Origin of the sequence: Pseudomonas sp. GZD-222 (assembly GCF_049310525.1) — a bacterium.
Classification (GTDB): Bacteria; Pseudomonadota; Gammaproteobacteria; order Pseudomonadales; family Pseudomonadaceae; genus Aquipseudomonas.
Genome location: NZ_JBMOWO010000088.1, coordinates 1 through 18978, shown reverse-complemented (window position 1 = coordinate 18978; position 18978 = coordinate 1). Strand labels below are relative to the sequence as shown.

General features: G+C 62.4%; 20 protein-coding genes. 15 read left to right on the top strand and 5 right to left on the bottom strand.

Annotation, left to right across the window (positions count from 1 at the left end):
- The first annotated feature begins 151 nt into the window (after nucleotides 1-151).
- From ACO6VD_RS17155 to ACO6VD_RS17105, 11 genes are all read left to right on the top strand, one after another.
- Nucleotides 152-940, top strand: coding sequence for an ABC transporter ATP-binding protein (locus tag ACO6VD_RS17155; RefSeq protein ID WP_422420781.1), 789 nt, complete (start codon nucleotides 152-154; stop codon nucleotides 938-940).
- Entirely contained in the window at nucleotides 937-1884 is a 948-nt protein-coding gene (locus tag ACO6VD_RS17150) for an ABC transporter substrate-binding protein (RefSeq protein ID WP_422420779.1), read from the top strand. The genes ACO6VD_RS17155 and ACO6VD_RS17150 overlap by 4 nt, the downstream gene beginning before the upstream one ends.
- Entirely contained in the window at nucleotides 1881-2891 is a 1011-nt protein-coding gene (locus tag ACO6VD_RS17145) for a FecCD family ABC transporter permease (RefSeq protein ID WP_422420777.1), read from the top strand. Before ACO6VD_RS17150 ends, ACO6VD_RS17145 begins: the two co-directional genes overlap by 4 nt.
- Nucleotides 2892-3001: 110 nt before the next feature.
- Nucleotides 3002-4417 carry a D-serine/D-alanine/glycine transporter gene (gene cycA, locus ACO6VD_RS17140; protein WP_191830746.1) on the top strand — a complete coding sequence of 472 codons (1416 nt, stop codon included), beginning with the start codon at nucleotides 3002-3004 and terminating at the stop codon, nucleotides 4415-4417.
- A 204-nt stretch (nucleotides 4418-4621) separates the two neighbouring features.
- Nucleotides 4622-5887, top strand: a complete 1266-nt coding sequence (gene urtA / locus ACO6VD_RS17135) for an urea ABC transporter substrate-binding protein (protein ID WP_422420775.1) — start codon at nucleotides 4622-4624, stop codon at nucleotides 5885-5887.
- 75 nt (nucleotides 5888-5962) lie between these two features.
- Nucleotides 5963-7483, top strand: coding sequence for an urea ABC transporter permease subunit UrtB (urtB, locus tag ACO6VD_RS17130; RefSeq protein ID WP_422420773.1), 1521 nt, complete (start codon nucleotides 5963-5965; stop codon nucleotides 7481-7483).
- On the top strand, nucleotides 7483-8562 hold the full coding sequence (gene urtC / locus ACO6VD_RS17125; RefSeq protein WP_400172215.1) for an urea ABC transporter permease subunit UrtC: 1080 nt from the start codon (nucleotides 7483-7485) through the stop codon (nucleotides 8560-8562). Before urtB ends, urtC begins: the two co-directional genes overlap by 1 nt.
- A 35-nt stretch (nucleotides 8563-8597) precedes the next feature.
- A complete protein-coding gene (urtD, locus tag ACO6VD_RS17120; protein ID WP_422420783.1) occupies nucleotides 8598-9419 on the top strand; it encodes an urea ABC transporter ATP-binding protein UrtD in 822 nt (273 codons plus the stop codon).
- Between the two features lie 96 nt (nucleotides 9420-9515).
- Complete coding sequence (urtE, locus tag ACO6VD_RS17115; RefSeq protein ID WP_422420771.1) at nucleotides 9516-10214, top strand: urea ABC transporter ATP-binding subunit UrtE; 699 nt, start codon at nucleotides 9516-9518, stop codon at nucleotides 10212-10214.
- A 36-nt stretch (nucleotides 10215-10250) separates the two neighbouring features.
- Nucleotides 10251-10781: a GNAT family N-acetyltransferase gene (locus ACO6VD_RS17110; protein ID WP_422420769.1), complete on the top strand. Its 531-nt coding sequence runs from the start codon at nucleotides 10251-10253 to the stop codon at nucleotides 10779-10781.
- A gap of 6 nt (nucleotides 10782-10787) precedes the next feature.
- On the top strand, nucleotides 10788-11309 hold the full coding sequence (locus ACO6VD_RS17105; RefSeq protein ID WP_422420767.1) for a GNAT family N-acetyltransferase: 522 nt from the start codon (nucleotides 10788-10790) through the stop codon (nucleotides 11307-11309).
- Nucleotides 11310-11387: 78 nt separating this feature from the next.
- On the opposite strand, the gene ACO6VD_RS17100 is transcribed toward ACO6VD_RS17105, so the two are convergent.
- The gene (locus ACO6VD_RS17100; RefSeq protein WP_422420765.1) at nucleotides 11388-11693 is read right to left on the bottom strand and encodes a chaperone modulator CbpM; all 306 of its coding nucleotides are present in this window, start codon (nucleotides 11691-11693) and stop codon (nucleotides 11388-11390) included.
- Between the two features lie 2 nt (nucleotides 11694-11695).
- Entirely contained in the window at nucleotides 11696-12643 is a 948-nt protein-coding gene (gene cbpA / locus ACO6VD_RS17095; protein ID WP_422420763.1) for a curved DNA-binding protein, read from the bottom strand.
- A 160-nt stretch (nucleotides 12644-12803) separates the two neighbouring features.
- On the opposite strand from cbpA, the gene ACO6VD_RS17090 reads away from it, so the two are divergent.
- Nucleotides 12804-14069 carry an Hsp70 family protein gene (locus ACO6VD_RS17090; protein WP_400172221.1) on the top strand — a complete coding sequence of 422 codons (1266 nt, stop codon included), beginning with the start codon at nucleotides 12804-12806 and terminating at the stop codon, nucleotides 14067-14069.
- A 77-nt stretch (nucleotides 14070-14146) separates the two neighbouring features.
- Here ACO6VD_RS17090 and ACO6VD_RS17085 read toward each other — a convergent pair whose 3' ends face one another.
- Nucleotides 14147-15154 (bottom strand): AI-2E family transporter, encoded by a 1008-nt coding sequence (locus tag ACO6VD_RS17085; protein WP_400172222.1) that lies wholly within the window; start codon nucleotides 15152-15154, stop codon nucleotides 14147-14149.
- Nucleotides 15155-15200: 46 nt separating this feature from the next.
- Nucleotides 15201-16001, bottom strand: coding sequence for an AraC family transcriptional regulator (locus ACO6VD_RS17080; RefSeq protein WP_422420761.1), 801 nt, complete (start codon nucleotides 15999-16001; stop codon nucleotides 15201-15203).
- 98 nt (nucleotides 16002-16099) lie between these two features.
- Here ACO6VD_RS17080 and ACO6VD_RS17075 point away from each other — a divergent pair, with 98 nt between their 5' ends.
- Nucleotides 16100-16996, top strand: coding sequence for a DMT family transporter (locus tag ACO6VD_RS17075; protein WP_400172224.1), 897 nt, complete (start codon nucleotides 16100-16102; stop codon nucleotides 16994-16996).
- Here the strand turns inward: ACO6VD_RS17075 and ACO6VD_RS17070 are convergent.
- Nucleotides 16977-17867, bottom strand: coding sequence for a lipase family alpha/beta hydrolase (locus tag ACO6VD_RS17070; protein ID WP_422420759.1), 891 nt, complete (start codon nucleotides 17865-17867; stop codon nucleotides 16977-16979). The two genes, ACO6VD_RS17075 and ACO6VD_RS17070, sit on opposite strands and share 20 nt — an antisense overlap.
- 123 nt (nucleotides 17868-17990) lie before the next feature.
- Between ACO6VD_RS17070 and osmE the strand changes: the two genes are divergently transcribed.
- Together osmE and ACO6VD_RS17060 are read left to right on the top strand one after the other, a co-directional pair.
- The gene (gene osmE, locus ACO6VD_RS17065) at nucleotides 17991-18344 is read left to right on the top strand and encodes an osmotically-inducible lipoprotein OsmE (RefSeq protein WP_422420757.1); all 354 of its coding nucleotides are present in this window, start codon (nucleotides 17991-17993) and stop codon (nucleotides 18342-18344) included.
- A 41-nt stretch (nucleotides 18345-18385) separates the two neighbouring features.
- Nucleotides 18386-18916: a ferritin-like domain-containing protein gene (locus ACO6VD_RS17060; protein ID WP_400172227.1), complete on the top strand. Its 531-nt coding sequence runs from the start codon at nucleotides 18386-18388 to the stop codon at nucleotides 18914-18916.
- Nucleotides 18917-18978: the final 62 nt, after the last annotated feature.

The window sequence follows — 18978 nt, the reverse complement described above, 5'->3', positions numbered from 1 at the left end:
CTCTCCTCTCCTTCTCGCTTCTCGTCTTTGCCCCCCCCCCTTCCCCCTCCTCCCCCCCCCCCCCCCCCCCCCCCCCCCCCCCCGCGCCCACAGACTGCCCCCCCTGCACAGGCAGCTGCTAACATACGCGCCCGCTTTCGACAGGACTGTCATGAGTACCCTGAGTATCAGCGACCTGCACTGGTCGCCCCTGGGCCACGGCCATTGTCATCACCAGTTCCAGCTGCGCGCGGTCGACCTGCAGGTCAGGGCGGGGGAGTTCGTCGGCCTGATCGGCCCCAACGGCAGCGGTAAAACCAGCCTGCTGCGCTGCGCTTATCGCTTCAACAAGCCTGAGCGCGGCCTGGTGCGTCTGGATGAGCACGACGTGTGGCGGCAATCACCGCGTTGGTGTGCCCAGCGTATCGCCGTAGTCCTGCAGGAGTTTCCCGATGCCTTCGGCCTCAACGTCGAGGAAGTCGTCGCCATGGGCCGTACCCCGCACAAAGGCCTGTTCGATGGCGACAACGACGAAGACCGTCGCCTGGTCAAATCAGCACTGCAGGCGGTCGGCCTGGAGGGTTTCGACGACCACAGTTTTGCCAGCCTGTCGGGCGGTGAAAAACAGCGGGTAATCCTCGCCCGGGCGCTGGTTCAACAACCGCAGCTGTTGATCCTCGACGAGCCGACCAACCACCTCGATCCGCGCTACCAGCTGGAGCTGTTGCAGCAGGTGCGCCGCCTGGGTATCGGGACCCTGGCAAGCATCCATGACCTGAACCTCGCCGCAGCGTTCTGCGATCGCCTGTATGTGCTCGACCACGGACGTATCGTCGCCAGTGGAACGCCAAGCGAGGTGCTCACCACCGAGCTGTTGCAGGATGTCTTTGGCGTACAGGCGCTGATCGACCGTCACCCCCTCGCCGACCACCCACGCCTTACCTGGATAACCCAGCGATGATTCGTACTTCCCTGCTTATGCTGCTGGGCCTGCTCGCCAGCAGCAGTGCCTTCGCCCAGGCGACCCGGTACCCGTTGACCATTCAGAGCTGCAACCGCCAGGTGACCTTCAACAAGGCCCCGGAGCACGCCCTGAGCCATGACATCAACATGACCCAGATGATGCTCGCCCTTGGCCTGCGCCAGCGCATGGTCGGCTACAGCGGTGTCAGTGGCTGGAAGGCAGTCACCCCGGAGCTGCGCAAAGAACTCGAGGGCCTGCCGGAGCTGGCCAGCAAGTACCCTTCGGTGGAAACCCTGCTCAACGCCAATGTCGACTTCTTCTTCGCCGGTTGGGACTACGGCATGCGCGTCGGTGGCGACTTGACTCCACAGACCCTGGCGCCGCTGGACATCCCGGTGTACGAGCTGACCGAATCCTGTGCCTTCGTCATGAAGCGCCCGGCGGCCAGCCTCGACGACACCTACAACGACCTGCGCAACCTGGGCAGGATCTTCGATGTGCAGGACCGTGCCGAGCAGTTGATCGGCCAGATGCAGCAGCGCATCGCCGTCGTGCAGCATCACCTGCCTGCACAGCGTCCACGGGTGTTCCTGTATGACAGCGGTGAAGACCGGGCCATGACCTCCGGGCGCCTGGGCATGCCGCAAGCGCTGATCGACGCCGCCGGTGGCCGCAACGTGCTGGACGATATCGAAGCGAGCTGGACCCGGGTGAACTGGGAGAGCGTAGTCGAGCGCAACCCTGAAGTGATTGTCATCGTCGACTACGGCGAAATCAGCGCCGCGCAGAAGCAGGCATTCCTCGAACAGCACCCGGCCCTGCAATCGGTGACGGCAATCCGTAACAAACGTTTTGTGGTCATTCCCTACGTCGGCGCCACGCCGAGCCTGGAAAACGTCGAGGCCATCGAAGCCATCGCCGCCGGCCTGCACGACACATGAGTCGCTATCGCCTGCTGTTGCTCGGGCTGATCGGCCTGCTGCTGGTGTCCTGCGTGGTGTCCCTGGGTTTTGGTGCCGCACCGGTGCCGGTCGAGGTGGTATGGCGGGTGCTGTTGTTCAAGGTCTTCGGCATTGCGCCCGAAGCCCCCGCCTGGACCACCGGCCAGGAACATATCGTCTGGCTTATCCGCGTACCGCGCATGCTCCTCGCGGCACTGGTCGGTGGTGGCCTGGCAATGATCGGTGCAGTGTTGCAGGCAACGACGCGCAACCCCCTGGCCGACCCACACCTGCTCGGCGTAACCTCCGGTGCCACACTCGGGGCGGTGCTGGTGGTGCTGCACATTGGTGAAGTCCTCGGTGTGCTGACCTTGCCGCTGGCAGCCTTTATCGGCGCCCTGTGCAGCATGCTGCTGGTGCTGGCGATTGCCAGCCGTCACGGCCGCCTGGACAGCGACCGCTTGCTGCTGTGCGGCGTGGCAGTGGCTTTTGTGATGATGGCCATCGCCAACCTGTTGCTGTTTCTCGGCGACCACCGGGCCAGCTCCGCAGTGATGTTCTGGATGCTTGGCGGCCTGGGCCTGGCGCGCTGGGAGCTGCTGCCGATCCCGGCCATCAGTGTGCTGCTGGGCCTGACCCTGTTGCTGGGCATGGCCCGTGCGCTGAACGCGCTGATGGCTGGCGAGCAAACGGCGGTGACCCTCGGTTTGAATGCGCGCTCGGTGCGCCTGGTGGCGTTCCTGATCTGCTCGCTGCTGACCGGCGTGCTGGTGGCGATCAGTGGCTCGATCGGCTTTGTCGGCCTGATGGTGCCGCACATTGCCCGGCGCCTGGTCGGCGCCGAACACACGCGTCTGCTGCCGGTGTGCCTGCTGCTCGGCAGCCTGTTCCTGATCTGGGTCGATGTTGCCGCACGCACGCTGATTTCGCCGGAGGACCTACCCATCGGTATCGCCACCGCAGCCATCGGCGGTCTGTTCTTTATTGGCTTGATGCGCAAGCGTTGATCACCGTCAACCACGCTTTGGTCTTGAGACGTATTGTCGCGGTTGCGCCAGGAAGGCGCGTGTTAGCCTAACGCGCACAAGAGAATTGTACTGAACGGAATGCCTAGCCTATGACCGCGAACCTGTCCCCGCAACACCCCACGCCTGACGAACACGAACACCTCGAACGCAGCCTGTCCAACCGCCATATCCAGCTGATCGCCATCGGTGGCGCCATCGGTACCGGGCTGTTCATGGGCTCGGGCAAGACCATCAGCCTCGCCGGCCCGTCGATCATCTTCGTCTACATGATCATCGGCTTCATGCTGTTCTTCGTCATGCGCGCCATGGGTGAACTGCTGCTGTCGAACCTGGAATACAAGTCGTTCATCGATTTCTCCGCTGACCTGCTCGGTCCCTGGGCGGGCTATTTCACCGGCTGGACCTACTGGTTCTGCTGGATCATCACCGGTATTGCCGACGTCATTGCCATATCCGCCTACTCACAGTTCTGGTTTCCCGACCTGCCGCAGTGGGCGCCGGCGCTGGCCTGTGTCGGCCTGCTGCTGTCGCTGAACCTGATCACGGTGAAGATGTTCGGTGAGATCGAGTTCTGGTTCGCCATGATCAAGATCGTTGCCATTCTCGCCCTGGTCGGCACCGGCCTGTACATGGTCCTGGTCGGCTTCGAATCGCCAGCCGGACGTACCGCCAACCTGGCCAACCTGTGGAACGATGACGGCATGTTCCCCCATGGTCTGATGGGCTTCTTCGCCGGTTTCCAGATTGCCGTGTTTGCCTTCGTCGGTATCGAGCTGGTGGGTACCACCGCCGCCGAAGCGAAGAACCCCGAGCGCACCCTGCCGCGCGCGATCAACTCGATTCCGGTGCGGATCATCATCTTCTACGTGCTGGCGCTGATCACCATCATGGTGGTGACACCATGGCGTGACGTGGTGCCGGGCAAGAGCCCGTTCGTTGAACTGTTCGTGCTGGCGGGACTGCCTGCAGCGGCGAGCATCATCAACTTCGTGGTCCTGACCTCGGCGGCGTCCTCGGCCAACAGCGGTGTGTTCTCCACCAGCCGCATGCTGTTCGGTCTGGCCCAGCAAGGCGATGCTCCACGCAGCTTCGAGCACCTGTCCAGCCGCAAGGTACCGGCCAACGGCCTGTACTTCTCCTGCACCTGCCTGTTGCTGGGAGCGGCGCTGATGTACGTGATTCCTGACCTGATCGAAGCCTTCACCCTGGTGACCACAGTCTCGGCAATCCTGTTCATGTTCGTCTGGACCCTGATCCTGCTGTCGTACCTGAGCTTCCGCAAAAACCGTTCGGCCCTGCATCAGGCGTCGAAGTACAAGATGCCCGGTGGACGCTTGATGTGCTACGTGTGCCTGACCTTCTTCGCCTTCATCCTGGTGCTGCTGAGCCTGGAGAGCGACACCCGTCAGGCGTTGATCGTCACGCCGCTGTGGTTCTTGCTGCTGGCTGTGACCTATCAGTTCGTGCGGCGCAATCGCCAAGCGTTGGCGACCCAGCAGAACTGACCCCCAGCCGGTTGCGCACCAGCGCGGCGCAACCGGCTGCACCGCCTCCCCCGTTCAGCCCCAGGCCGGTGCAAGTATTCGTCTCCCCGCCCCTCAATGCCCGTGCCAGAGCCATCGGCGGTTCCGGCACAGCCTTTGCTAAAGCTCTCTCCCGAAGTCGCCATCTGCCTTACCCGCACATTCGAACTCAACGGAGAGAGCACTATGAAGCGTCGCAGTCTGATCAAGGCCTTCACCCTCAGCGCGTCCATCGCGGCGATCGGCCTTAGCTGGAGCATTCAGGCCGCCGAGACCATCAAGGTCGGCATCCTGCATTCGCTGTCCGGGACCATGGCGATTTCCGAGACGTCGCTCAAGGACATGGCCTTGATGACCATCGAGCAGATCAACGCCAAGGGTGGCGTCAACGGCAAGCTGCTGGAGCCGGTGGTGGTCGACCCGGCGTCGAACTGGCCGCTGTTCGCCGAAAAAGGCCGGCAGTTGCTGACCCAGGACAAGGTCGCGGTGGTGTTCGGTTGCTGGACCTCGGTATCGCGCAAATCGGTGCTGCCGGTGTTCGAGGAACTCAACGGCCTGCTGTTCTACCCGGTGCAGTATGAAGGCGAAGAAATGTCGCCGAATGTCTTCTACACCGGCGCCGCGCCGAACCAGCAGGCGATCCCGGCGGTGGAGTACCTGATGAGCGAAGAAGGCGGCGCGGCCAAGCGCTACTTCCTGCTCGGCACCGACTACGTCTATCCACGCACCACCAACAAAATCCTGCGCACCTTCCTGCACAGCAAGGGCGTGGCCGACAAAGACATCGAAGAGGTCTACACCCCGTTTGGCCATAGCGATTACCAAACCATCGTCGCCAACATCAAGAAATTCTCGGCGGGCGGCAAGACCGCGGTGATCTCCACAGTCAACGGCGACTCCAATGTGCCGTTCTACAAGGAACTGGCCAACCAGGGCCTGAAAGCCACCGACGTGCCTGTGGTGGCCTTCTCCGTGGGTGAAGAAGAACTGCGCGGGATCGATACCAAGCCGCTGGTGGGGCACCTGGCGGCATGGAACTACTTCGAATCGGTGGAGAACCCGGTCAACAGCCAGTTCGTAGCGGACTGGAAAGCCTACGCCAAGGCCAAGAACCTGCCGGGCGCCGACAAGGCGGTAACCAACGACCCGATGGAAGCCACCTACGTCGGTATCCACATGTGGGCCCAGGCGGTGGAGAAAGCTAACTCCACTGATGTCGACAAGGTCCGCGAGGCCCTGGCCGGGCAAACCTTCAAGGCGCCCTCGGGCTTCACCCTGACCATGGACAAGACCAACCACCACCTGCACAAGCCGGTGATGATCGGCGAGATCCAGGACGACGGGCAGTTCAACGTGGTCTGGCAGACCGAAGAGCCGTTGCGGGCGCAGCCGTGGAGCCCGTTCATTCCGGGTAATGACAAGCGGCCGGACTATGCAGTGAAAGGTAACTGAGTGCATTGGGGCCGCTATGCGGCCCTATCGCGGATAAATCCGCTCCTACGGATTGTAGAAGCGGATTTATCCGCGATGAATCCACCGCCGACCTCCAGGATTACCCGCATGCTCAGACGCCTGCTCACCCTCCTCCTCTTGCTGCCCCTGGCTGCCCAGGCCAGCGACGCCGACTACTTCATCGCCGCCAAGGCCAACGAGCAGGCCCGCCTGCTTCAGGACTGGGCAGCACGACCAGACCCGGCCCGCCTGGAACTGCTGAACGCCCTGCAACAAGGCCGCCTCAGCGCCACCGACACCCGCAAGCTGCGCCTGAACAATCGTCTGCGCGGGCTCGTCGATAACGCCCTGGCCAGCCATCAACTGCTCAGCACTGACGCCAAACTGCGCCTCGCCGCCGCTCAGCAACTACAAAAAAGCGCCCAGCCGCCGCAAGTCGCTTTTCTCGACCGGCGCTTCGCCAGCGAATCCGATACAGCGGTGCACGCGGCCCTCGGCCTGGCCCTGGCCAACCTGCAACTGGCAGCCTCGGACCCGGCGGTACGCCTGGCCGCCGTGCGCCTGCTCGGCGAAACCGGTGACCCGATGGCCCGCACCCGCCTCGAGTCGCTGCTCGAACCCGGCGTGGAAACCGATGCCAATGTACGCACCGCCGCCGAAACCAGCCTGGCCCAGGTCAAGCGCAAGCTGCTGGTCGGTGAACTGCTCGGCCAGGCCTTCAGTGGCCTGTCGCTGGGTTCGATCCTGCTGTTGGCCGCTCTGGGTCTGGCAATCACCTTCGGCCTGCTCGGGGTGATCAACATGGCCCATGGCGAGATGCTGATGCTCGGGGCCTACGCCACCTATGTCGTACAGATCCTGATCCAGCGCTACGCACCCGGCGCCATCGAATTCTATCCACTGATTGCGCTGCCGGTGGCCTTCACCGTCAGTGCCGGGGTCGGCATGCTCCTGGAGCGCACGGTGATCCGTCACCTGTATGGCCGCCCGCTGGAAACCCTGCTGGCAACTTGGGGCATCAGTCTGATCCTGATCCAGGCCATCCGCCTGCTGTTTGGCGCGCAGAACGTTGAAGTGGCCAACCCGGCCTGGCTCTCCGGTGGCGTCCAGGTGCTGCCCAACCTGGTCCTGCCCTACAGCCGCATGGTGATCATCGGCTTCGCCCTGTTCGTGGTGCTGCTGACCTGGCTGCTGCTCAACCGCACGCGCCTGGGTCTGAACGTGCGTGCCGTCACCCAGAACCGCAACATGGCCGCCTGCTGTGGCGTGCCCACCGGGCGCGTGGACATGCTCGCCTTTGGCCTCGGGTCGGGCATCGCCGGGCTCGGCGGCGTGGCCCTGAGCCAGATCGGCAACGTCGGCCCGGACCTGGGTCAGAGCTACATCATCGATTCCTTCCTGGTGGTGGTGCTCGGCGGTGTCGGGCAACTCGCAGGCAGCCTCTGGGCCGCCTTCGGATTAGGGATCGCCAACAAACTGCTGGAGCCGCAGATCGGTGCGGTGCTCGGCAAGATCCTCATCCTTGCGCTGATCATTCTGTTCATCCAGAAACGCCCGCAAGGCCTCTTCGCCCTCAAGGGACGGGTAATCGACTGATGAACCAGCCTCTGCTTGTTACTGCCAGCCAGAAGGCGGGCCCACGCTGGACCCTGGCCACCGCCGCTGTTGTCCTGCTGGTGCTGTTGGCCCTGCCGTTGCTGTCGTTGCTACCCGACGGCCATGGCCTGCAGGTCTCGGCCTATACCCTGACCCTGGTCGGCAAGATCCTCTGCTACGCCATTGTCGCCCTGGCACTGGACCTGGTGTGGGGCTATGCCGGATTGCTGTCGCTGGGCCACGGGCTGTTCTTCGCCCTCGGCGGCTATGCCATGGGCATGTACCTGATGCGCGAGGCAGCGGGCGACGGCCTGCCGGCGTTCATGACCTTCCTGTCGTGGACTGAACTGCCCTGGTACTGGGCCGGCACCCAGCACTTTGCCTGGGCCCTGTGCCTGGTGGTGCTGGCACCCGGATTGCTGGCGTTGGTGTTCGGTTTCTTCGCCTTCCGCTCACGGATCAAGGGCGTGTACTTCTCGATCATGACCCAGGCCCTGACCTTCGCCGGCATGCTCTTGTTCTTTCGCAACGAGACCGGCTTTGGCGGCAACAACGGCTTTACCAACTTTCGCAGCATTCTCGGTTTTCCGATCACCGCGCAAAGCACCCGCGCGGTGCTGTTCCTGCTGACCGTCGCCCTGCTGGTGGTCAGCCTGTACCTGGGCTGGCGCCTGGCGCGGAGCAAGTTCGGCCGGGTGCTGACCGCGCTGCGCGATGCCGAGAACCGGCTGATGTTCTGTGGCTACGACCCACGTGGATTCAAGCTCTTCGTCTGGGTACTCAGCGCCGTGCTCTGCGGCCTGGCTGGTGCGTTGTATGTACCGCAGGTGGGCATCATCAACCCAAGCGAAATGTCGCCGACCAACTCCATCGAAGCCGCTGTCTGGGTAGCACTGGGCGGGCGCGGCACTCTTATCGGCCCGTTGCTCGGCGCCGGTCTGGTCAATGGCATGAAGAGCTGGTTCACCGTGGCGTTTCCCGAGTACTGGCTGTTCTGCCTGGGCGCGTTGTTCATTGTGGTCACTTTGTACCTGCCCAAAGGCGTGGTCGGCCTGCTGAAGAAAAAGGGGGAGCAATGAGAGCCATACCACTGCCACCGGTGCACCCGGAATTCATGCTCGAACCGATTCTCGACGCCGGCAGCGGCCGCGACGCCATCGGCCTTGGCCAGGTGCGCGGCGCAGGCCTGGATGCCCGCCACGGCACCGTCCTGACCCTGGAGGACATCAGCGTCAGCTTCGACGGCTTCAAAGCACTCAATGCCCTGAACCTGTACATCGGTGTGGGCGAATTGCGTTGCATCATCGGCCCCAACGGCGCCGGTAAAACCACTCTGATGGATGTCATCACTGGCAAGACCCGCCCCAGCACCGGCAAGGCCTGGTTCGGCGATACCCTCGACCTGACCCGCATGAGCGAAGTACAGATCGCCCAGGCAGGCATCGGGCGCAAGTTCCAGAAGCCCACGGTGTTCGAGGCCTTGAGTGTGTTCGAGAACCTCGAGCTGGCGCAGAAGGCTGACAAGTCGGTACTGGCCAGCTTGGTCGCACGCTTGAATGGCGAACAGCGCGACCGTATCGAAGAAGTCCTGCACACCATTCGCCTGAGCACCTCTGCCCAGCGTCCGGCGGGTTTGCTCTCGCACGGCCAGAAGCAGTTCCTGGAGATCGGCATGCTGCTGATGCAAGACCCGCAATTGCTGCTGCTCGATGAACCGGTAGCGGGCATGACTGACGCGGAAACCGAGTTCACCGCCGAACTGTTCAAAGGCCTGGCTGGCAAGCATTCGCTGATGGTGGTCGAGCACGACATGGGCTTTGTCGGCAGCATTGCCGACCATGTCACCGTGCTGCATCAGGGCAGCGTGCTCGCCGAAGGGTCGCTCGAACAGGTGCAGGCTGACGATCGGGTGATCGAGGTTTATCTCGGAGGGTAATTAAGGCGCATCGCGGGGCAAGCCCGCTCCCACCGGGCTTGTGTGATGCCTGTGGGAGCGGGCTTGCCCCGCGATAAAGCGAACAAGGACATGACCATGCTGAAAATCGACTCACTGCACCAGTACTACGGCGGCAGCCATATCCTGCGCGGCCTGTCTTTCGAGGCCAAGATCGGCGAAGTGACCTGCCTGCTGGGCCGCAATGGCGTCGGCAAGACCACCCTGCTGCGCTGCCTGATGGGGCTGCTGCCCACTCGTGAAGGCAGCGTGCACTGGGAAGGCCAGGCCATCACCGCACTCAAGCCACACCAACGGGTGCAAGCCGGTATTGCCTACGTACCACAGGGCCGGGAGATCTTCCCGCGCCTGAGCGTCGAAGAGAACCTGCTGATGGGCCTGTCGCGCTTCAGCGCCAGCCAGGCCAGAAGCGTCCCGCCGTTCATCTACGAACTCTTCCCGGTATTGCTGCAGATGAAACACCGTCGCGGCGGCGACCTCTCCGGTGGCCAGCAACAGCAACTGGCAATCGGTCGCGCCCTGGCCAGCCAGCCGCGCTTGCTGATCCTCGACGAGCCAACCGAAGGCATCCAGCCGTCGGTAATCAAGGAAATCGGCGCCGTCATCAGCAAGCTGGCCGCCCGTGGCGACATGGCCATCCTCCTGGTCGAGCAGTTCTACGACTTTGCCGCCGAGCTGGCCGACCAGTACCTGGTGATGTCACGGGGCGAAATTGTCCAGGCCGGACGCGGTGAAAACATGGAAGCCGAAGGTGTGCGCGGGCTGGTAACCATTTAACCTGAGTAACACTTTGTAGACGTTCGAGACGCTGCCATGACCTACCTGATTCGTGATGCCGTAACTGCCGATCTGCCGGGCATTCGCGACATCTACAACGACGCTGTACTCAACACCACGGCGATCTGGAATGAACAACCCGTTGATCTAGCCAATCGCCACGCCTGGTTCGACGCCCGCCAGGCCCAACGCTATCCGATCCTGGTGGCCGTGGACGCCGCTGGCAGTGAGGTGCTCGGCTATGCTTCTTTTGGTGACTGGCGACCCTTCGAAGGCTTCCGCCACACCGTCGAGCACTCGGTATATATCCGCAACGACCAACGCGGCAACGGTCTGGGCCCGAAACTGATGGCGGCCCTTATCGAGCGCGCACGCGCCTGTGACAAGCACGTCATGGTCGCCGCCATCGAGAGCGGTAATGCGGCTTCGATCCGTTTGCACGAGCGCCTGGGCTTCACCCTCAACGGGCAGATGCCCCAGGTGGGTGTGAAGTTCGGTCGCTGGCTCGACCTGACCTTCATGCAATTGATCCTCAACCCCGGCGCGCCCCCACGCTCAACGGAGTGAAGCTTTATGAATGCAGCGCAACTCAATCGTGTCACCGCTGAAGGTTTTGCCTACTACCGCGACGGCCTGGTGGCGCTGTTGCTCGATGCCGTAGCACACGGCGCCTCGGTGGGCTTTCTGGCGGATATCGATGCCCAGCAGGCCAACAACTATCTCGATGAAGTGAAACAGCGCCTGGTCAGCGGCGAACTGCTGCTGTGGGTGGTCGGCAAGGACAAGGAAGTGCAGGGCAGTGTGCAGTTGGGGCTATGCCAGAAGCTCAACGGCCTGAACCGGGCCGAAGTGCAGAAATTGCTGGTGCACAGTGAGGCACGCCGGCGAGGACTGGGGCAGCAGCTGATGCAGGCGCTGGAAGCGTCGGCACGGCAGAAGCAGCGTGGCCTGTTGTACCTGGATACCGAGGCGGGATCGGACGCGGAGGTGTTCTACCGGTCGTTGGGATACACCAAGGCAGGGGAAATTCCGGATTACGCTTGTGGGCCAGATGGTACGTATCGGCCGACGGCGCTGTACTACAAATTGCTTTAAGGCCTCATCGCGGGGCAAGCCCGCTCCCACCGGATTTGCGTGATCCCTGTGGGAGCGGGCTTGCCCCGCGAAGCTTTTTCAGCCCTGCAAAAATCTACCCAACCGCTGTTTGAGCATCGAGTTCTCACTGCGCAGCTGCTGAACCTCTTCCAGCAACTCCAGCGCCAGCGCCACCCCTTCCCACTCCAGTTGCAGATCGTGATGCAGCTTGGCCGCGCGCTTGGCCAGCACTGGCGCCTGATCGTCAAACAGCCAGTCTTCCGGCGTTCGCCCGGAAGGCTCGACAATGCCGTGTTCGACGATTTCGATCACGTAGGCCGCCGGTAGATCGGCTTCCTGACAGAGGGTCTGCATGTCCAGTTGAACGATCAGGGTACTGCTCATGGTCAGCTACTCCATTGTGTCCTCGGATTGAACGCGGCCTTCTCCGACAGCTTGGTCCACAGCTCACGGGCGGCGGCATCGGACTGGCTCGGCATTACCACTTTCAACTGCGCGTAAAGGTCGCCACGCTGGCCCTGCTTGTTGCTCAGGCCCATACCCTTGATCCGCAGGCGCTGGCCGTTCTGGCTGTCCGGACGAATGGTCAGGTTGACCTTGCCGGTCAGGGTCGGCATCGCCACCTTGGTGCCCAGCGCGGCTTCCCAGGGCGCCAGTGGCACGGTGATGATCAGGTCATGACCTTCGACATCGAACAGCGGATGCGGTGCCATGCGAATGGTCAGGAACAGGTCACCATTGGCGCCACCGCCAATACCTGGCGCGCCTTGGCCCTTGAGGCGGATTTTCTCGCCATCACTGACCCCGGCCGGGATTTTCACGTTCAGGGTCTTGGTGGTGAAGCCGGTACGCTGGCCACTGGCGTTGTATTGCGGGACCTGGAAGCTGATCTGCTTCGATTCCGCCGACAGGGTTTCCTCAAGGAAAATCGCCAGTTCCATTTCCACGTCTTGCCCTCGCCGACCGCTGCTACGTTGCTGGCCGCGGCCAAAAGGATTGCCGTTGCCACCACGCGCACCGAAGATCGAGCTGAAGAAGTCGGAAAAATCGCCGCCTTCGAAGCCGCCAGAACTGCGGCTTTCCCAGCCAGGCGGGCCCTGGAACGGACGGCCGTGCTGACCATACTTGCGCAGTTCGTCGTATTCAGCGCGTTTTTCCGGGCTGCTCAAGGCCTCGTAGGCTTCATTGGCCTCTTTGAATTTTTCCTCGGCGTCGCGCTCTTTGCTGACGTCGGGGTGATACTTGCGCGCAAGCTTGCGGTAGGCGGTCTTGATCGCCTTGTCGTCCGCAGTCGGCTCTACGCCCAGTATCTTGTAATAGTCTTTGAAGTCCATCTAAGGAATCACCATCAAGTTGTTCAATGCTTCTGAAGATTGGGGTCAAGCATAGCCTTTCAAGGTGCCCTTGGGTTTGCTGTAAAGCAGATAATCGGTCTTGATTCTGCTGGCCACTGGCATAAACTGCGCGGCCGTTTTTCCGCTGGAAGTACATCCCATGAGTGACGCATCCCCGGCCCGTGCCTGCGGCATCGACTTTGGCACCTCCAACTCCACCGTCGGCTGGCATCGCCCTGGCGTGGAGTCGTTGATCGCGCTGGAAGACGGCAAGATCACCCTGCCGTCGGTGGTGTTCTTCAATATCGAGGAGCGCCGCCCGGTGTACGGTCGCCTGGCCCTGCACGAATACCTCGAAGGTTACGAAGGCCGGTTGATGCGCTCGCTCAAGAGTCTGCTGGGCTCCAAGCTGATCAAGCACGACACCAGCGTGCTCGGCACCGCCCTGCCGTTCAAGGATCTGCTGGGGATGTTCATCGGCGAGCTGAAAAAGCGCGCCGAGGCCAACGCTGGCCGCGCCTTCGATGAAGTGGTGCTGGGTCGCCCGGTGCATTTCGTCGATGACGACCAGGCTGCCGACCAGGAAGCCGAAGACACCCTGGCCGACGTGGCACGCAAGATCGGCTTCAAAGAAGTTTCCTTCCAGTACGAACCGATTGCTGCGGCCTTCGACTATGAGTCGAACATTCAGGGCGAAGAACTGGTGCTGATCGTCGACATCGGCGGTGGTACCTCGGACTTCTCCCTGGTGCGCCTGGCCCCTGAGCGGCACATGCTCGATGATCGCCACGATGACATCCTCGCCACTGGCGGCGTACACATCGGCGGGACCGACTTCGACAAACAACTGAGCCTGCAGGGCGTGATGCCGCTGTTCGGCTATGGCAGCCGGATGAAAAGCGGCGCCTTCATGCCGACCAGCCACCACATGAACCTGGCCACCTGGCACACGATCAACTCGGTGTACTCGCAAAAATCCCAGCTGGCCCTGGGCAGCATGCGCTACGACATCGAGGACACCGACGGTATCGACCGTCTGTTCAAGCTGATCGAACAGCGTGCAGGCCACTGGCTGGCGATGGAAGTGGAAGAAACCAAAATCGAGCTGACCCACAACGACAGCCGTCTGGTCGACCTCAAGCGCGTGCAGCCGGGGCTGAGCGTGGACCTTTCGCGGGCACTGTTCGAAGCCTCTATCGACAGCCTGCTCGAGCGCGTGCGTGGCAGTGTCAGCGAGCTGCTGAGCAAAGCCGGCGTCGGTGTCGCTCAGGTTGATACGGTGTTCTTCACCGGTGGTTCGAGCGGTATCCCGGCGCTGCGCCAGAGCGTGGCAGCCATGTTGCCGAATGCGCGGCATGTTGAAGGCAACATCTTCGGCAGCATCGGCAGCGGTTTGGCGATCGAAGCGCGTAAGCGGTACGGCTGAGAATCTATCGCGGGGCAAGCCCGCTCCCACAGAGATCACACCATCTCCAGTGGGAGCGGCTTACCCCGCGATTAGTTTCACACCAGCTCAGCCTGGCGCAGCTCGCTCTTCAGGTAGGCATAGTAGATCGGCCCCGCCACCACCCCCGGCAAGCCAAACGCCGCCTCACACACCAGCATCGCCAGTAGCAGCTCCCAGGACTTGGCACTGATCTGCCCGCCGACAATCCGCGCGTTGAGGAAGTACTCGACCTTGTGGATGACAATCAGATAACCCAGCGCCGCCATGGCCACCCAGATCGACAGCGACAGGCCGACGATGGTGATCAGGGTGTTGGACATCAGGTTGCCGATCACCGGCAGCAAGCCAAGCAGGAAGGTCAGTACGATCAGGGTCTTGGTCAGCGGCAGATGCACGTCGAACAGCGGCAACACCACGGCCAGGAAGATCCCGGTAAAGAAGGTGTTGAGCAGGGAAATCTTGATCTGCGCAAAAACGATGTTGCGAAACGCCTGAACCAGCAGCGCCAGACGATTGAACAGCGCAGCCGCCAGCGGCTTGCGCCGGGAAATATCAGGAAGACGCTGCAGCGCAACAATGGCCCCGAGGATCATGCCGATCAGCAAGGTGACGAACATGTGCGCCGCGCCCTTGCCGACCAGTTGCAACTCGCCCAGATGGGTCTTGAGCCATTCGCCGATAGCAACTTTGAACTCCGCCGCACTCGCAGGAAGATAGGCGTCAACGAAGGGTGGCAACTGCCCGCGGGCCTGATCGACCAGGAGCATGAACTTGTCCAGCGAGGCGCCGGGATTTTCTGCCTCGTGCAGCAGGAAGCTGATCGCACCGGCAAATATCAACGTCAGGGTGCTGACCACCAGCGTGCCAAGCAAGGCCACCGCGAGCCAGCGCGCGCGTTCCCCGGCGATCAGCAGCTGCAGTTTGGGCGTGAGCATGTTGACCAGTTCGAACACCAGCAAGCCCGCCAGCAGGCTCGGCAACAGCTTGAGTGGCAACACCAGCAACAGGCCGGTGAACACGATGATCCAACTGGCCATTTTGATCTGGCGCGGGGTAAAGGTCATACAACCTCAAAGGGCAACTGCAGGGAAAGGCGCAGTCTGCCAGCCTTCACCGGACAGGCATAGTGGCAGCACGAGCCTGGCGCCGATATTGCTCAGGTGTGCAATGCGCATGGCGCTGGAACATGGCAATGAACGCCGAGGGGCTGCTGTAACCCAGGTCGAAGGCAATCTGCTGGATCGGCAGGTTCTGCTCCAGTGCTTCGATGGCCCGCAGAAAGCGCAGGCGCAGGCGCCACTCACCAAAGCTGATGCCCAGCTCGCGCAGGAACTGGCGGGCCAGGGTGCGTTCACTGACATGCACGCTGGCCGCCCACTCGGCCAACGGCCGGTTGTCCGCTGGCGCCGCATGCAAAGCCTGCAGTACGCCATCCAGGCCGGCGCTGCGGGCATAAGGCAGAAAGCAGGTCTGGGTCTGGGCCTGGCGCAACTGGTCGACCAGCACCTGAGCCAGGCGGCGATCGGCTTCGTCCTCGGGAACACTCACGTCACGCCGGGCAAAATCACCGAGGATCGCCTTGAGGATCTCGCTGATCACCAGGGTGCAGGGCTGTGCCGGCAATGCCTGGCACAAGGCACGCTCCAGGTAGACCGAGCGGTAGACGATGGCCTGCGGGTTGTAGCAGCTGTGCTCGGTGTCCGGCGGCACCCACACCGCATAGTGCGGCGGCGAGACAAAGCGCTGGCCGTCGATTTCCAGGTGCATGATGCCGTGGGAAGCATAGTTGAGCTGGCCCCAGGCATGCCGGTGGGCGGGGCTGTGGGTGTCGGCGCCAAACTCGTCGTAGCGGAAGTACACCGGCGCCGGCAAGGTGGCGAATTGCGGGATGTTGACGTATTTGCGCGACATGCTGTCTGGATCAATGGGTAGGTTGTCTGGATACAAGTATAGCCAACAAGACAGACAGGCGGATAATGGCGCCCTGTACCTACACGAGTTCCTGCGTCATGAATTATGCGTTTCCCCTGCTGGCCATTCTGATCTGGGCCGGCAATACGGTAGTCACCAAAATGTCGGCCGGGGCGATTTTCCCCGCCGAGATCGGTTTCTATCGCTGGCTGCTGGCCGGTCTGTTGTTCACCCCGTTCCTGCTGCGCCCGTTGCTGCGCAACTGGGCCGAGATCCGCCGCAACCTGGGCAAGATCTTTGTGCTGGGCGTCTTGGGCATGGCGGTTTACCAGAGCCTGGCCTACTTCGCCGCGGCCATTACCAGCGCCACCAACATGGGCATCATCCTCTCGCTGATGCCCTTGATGTCCCTGGCGCTGGCCATCATCAGCCTGGGCCAGCGCCTGACCTTCGGCGCGCTGATCGGCGCAGTGGTGTCCTTTATCGGTGTGCTTGTGGTGGTGTCGGCCGGTGACCTCGGCGCCTTGCTGCACCATGGCGTCAATGGCGGCGATGCCATGATGCTGATCGCCACCCTGGCCTATGCGCTCTACAGCACCTTGCTGAAAAAGTGGCAGCTGCGCCTGCCTCCCCTGCTCCTGCTGTATCTGCAGGTGCTGGTGGCGATTGTGGTGCTGTTCCCCTTGTTCCTGTTCTCGGACAAGACCGGCCTTGGCCTGGGCAATATCGGCCTGGTGCTATACGCCTGCGTGCTGGCCTCGATGGTCGCGCCGCTGGCCTGGATGCAAGCCGTCAGCCGCCTGGGGCCAAGCCGTACAACGCTGTTTTTCAACCTGTTGCCTGCAATCACGGCGGTAATCGCCGCCCTGGTACTGGATGAACAACTGGCCCTGTATCACCTGTTCGGCGGCCTGCTGACCCTCGCCGGAGTAATCCTTGCCGAACGCTGGAAAACACCCCTGCGTCCAGTTCCGACTACAGCCCCGCAGCCTTGAGCCGTACCGCATGCTCGGTGAACAGGCGCACCGGATCAGCGCCCTTGCCTACTGCACCGAGTGACTGATTGACGATATCCAGGTGGTCGAGCGGATAGTCATCGCCGATCACCTGGCCCAGGTGCGAGCTGTAGCGACCGACCATGCCATCGCACTGCCCCGCCTCACGGACGAAGCTGCGGGCAAACAGACGACAGAAGCGATTGCTGCCATCCAGGCGGTTCAGCCCTTTGTCAGTCAAACCTGGCTGCAGGGTGCCGGACCACGAGTAATAGCGCACGCCGTTGACTTCAGCGGGACCCTCCCCGCCCCAGGTAATGGGCAAGCCCTGTGGATAAGCCTGATTGAACAAGGCGACACCGGCACAGGTCAGCGAATGGTGCGAGGCGTGCACGTCGATAGGCAGCTTTGGCCCGCGCCAGCCGGTTTCCAGCCAGCCCATCAACACCCCCAAGCCATGCAGCAAGGCCTTGAGCAAACGCCCGCGGGCGGAGTCGGCGGGGTAATGCGCCAGCAGGTAGTCGGCCAGCTCCGAGCCATGATTGGGCCCGGCAATCGAAGTCACCGAGGCCACCCATTCCGGCCGTTTGGCTGCGGCATAGCGCGCCGTCAGGGCGCCCTGGCTGTGGCCGAGCAGGTTGACCTTGTCGGCACCGGTGCGGCGGCGGATGTCTTCGATGATCTGTAGCAACTGCTCGCCACGCACCTCGGTGGCGTTGAGCGGCGACACCTGAATGGCAAAGACCCTGGCGCCGCCGCGGCGCAAAGCCGAGACAATGCCGAACCAGTAGGGATAAAGCAGCAGGCGGACAAAGCCGAGCATACCCGGCACCAGCACCAGTGGATAACGTGTGGCAAGCCCGTGGGCCATGGCTGCGATCCCCAATCCGTGGACAGTCGCCCAACACTACAGGCACTACGATGGCAATCGCAATCGAACTCCCGGCGTTCTCTGAGGTTCCAACCCTGTAGACCCTCAGCAAGGAGCTGGACCATGTACCGACAAACCCTGGCAATCCTCCTGGCCACCGCCGCCCTCAGCGCCTGCGGCAGCCGCCCGGAGAATCCGGTTGATTACGTCACCTACCGCGACGAGCCACTGGTCAAGCAGGTCGAAAACGGCATGACCATGCAGCGCGTGATCGCTATCGGCGGAAGTCCGTCCACGGTCATCGACCTGCCTCACGGCGGTACCTGCAACAACTACATCCTCAACCGCGATGGTCATCAGCAGGCCTACTACGTGCGTTTCGACGCCACCGGCCATGTCGATGACAAGGGTTTCAAGACCTGTGCACAGCGCCTGACCGACGAAAAGGCCGTCGAGAAGGCCAAAGCCGGCGTCTAGCGCGCTAATGACGACATCCCGTGATCAGCCTGGAGATGACAATGAGCACCGTTGAACTGACCGATGTGAAAACCCTGCGTGAACGCGCCCGCCAGCATGTCGAGCAAGGCGCCGTGACCGAGGGCTACAACGCCGACCGGGAGAAAATCCTGCGCCTGCTCAACGAGTCGCTGGCCACTGAGTGGGTCTGCGCCCTGCGCTACAAACGCCACTACTACATGGCCAGCGGGATCAAGGCCAGTGTCGCTGCCGAGGAGTTTCTCGAACATGCCACCCAGGAACTGGAGCATGCCGACAAACTGGCCGAGCGCATCGTGCAGTTGGGCGGTGAGCCGGACCTGAACCCGGACAACCTGAGCAAGAACTCCCACGCCCAGTACGTGGCGGGCAAGAATCTCAAGGAAATGGTGCTCGAAGACCTGGTGGCCGAACGGATCGCCATCGACAGCTACCGTGAGATCATCCAGTACATCGGCGAATCCGACCCGACCACCCGGCGCATCTTCGAAGACATCCTGGCCCAGGAAGAAGAGCACGCTGACGATATGGCGGATTTGCTCAAAGGGCTTTAAGCCTCATCGCGGGGCAAGCCCGCTCCCACCGGACCTGTGGGAGCGGGCTTGCCCCGCGATGC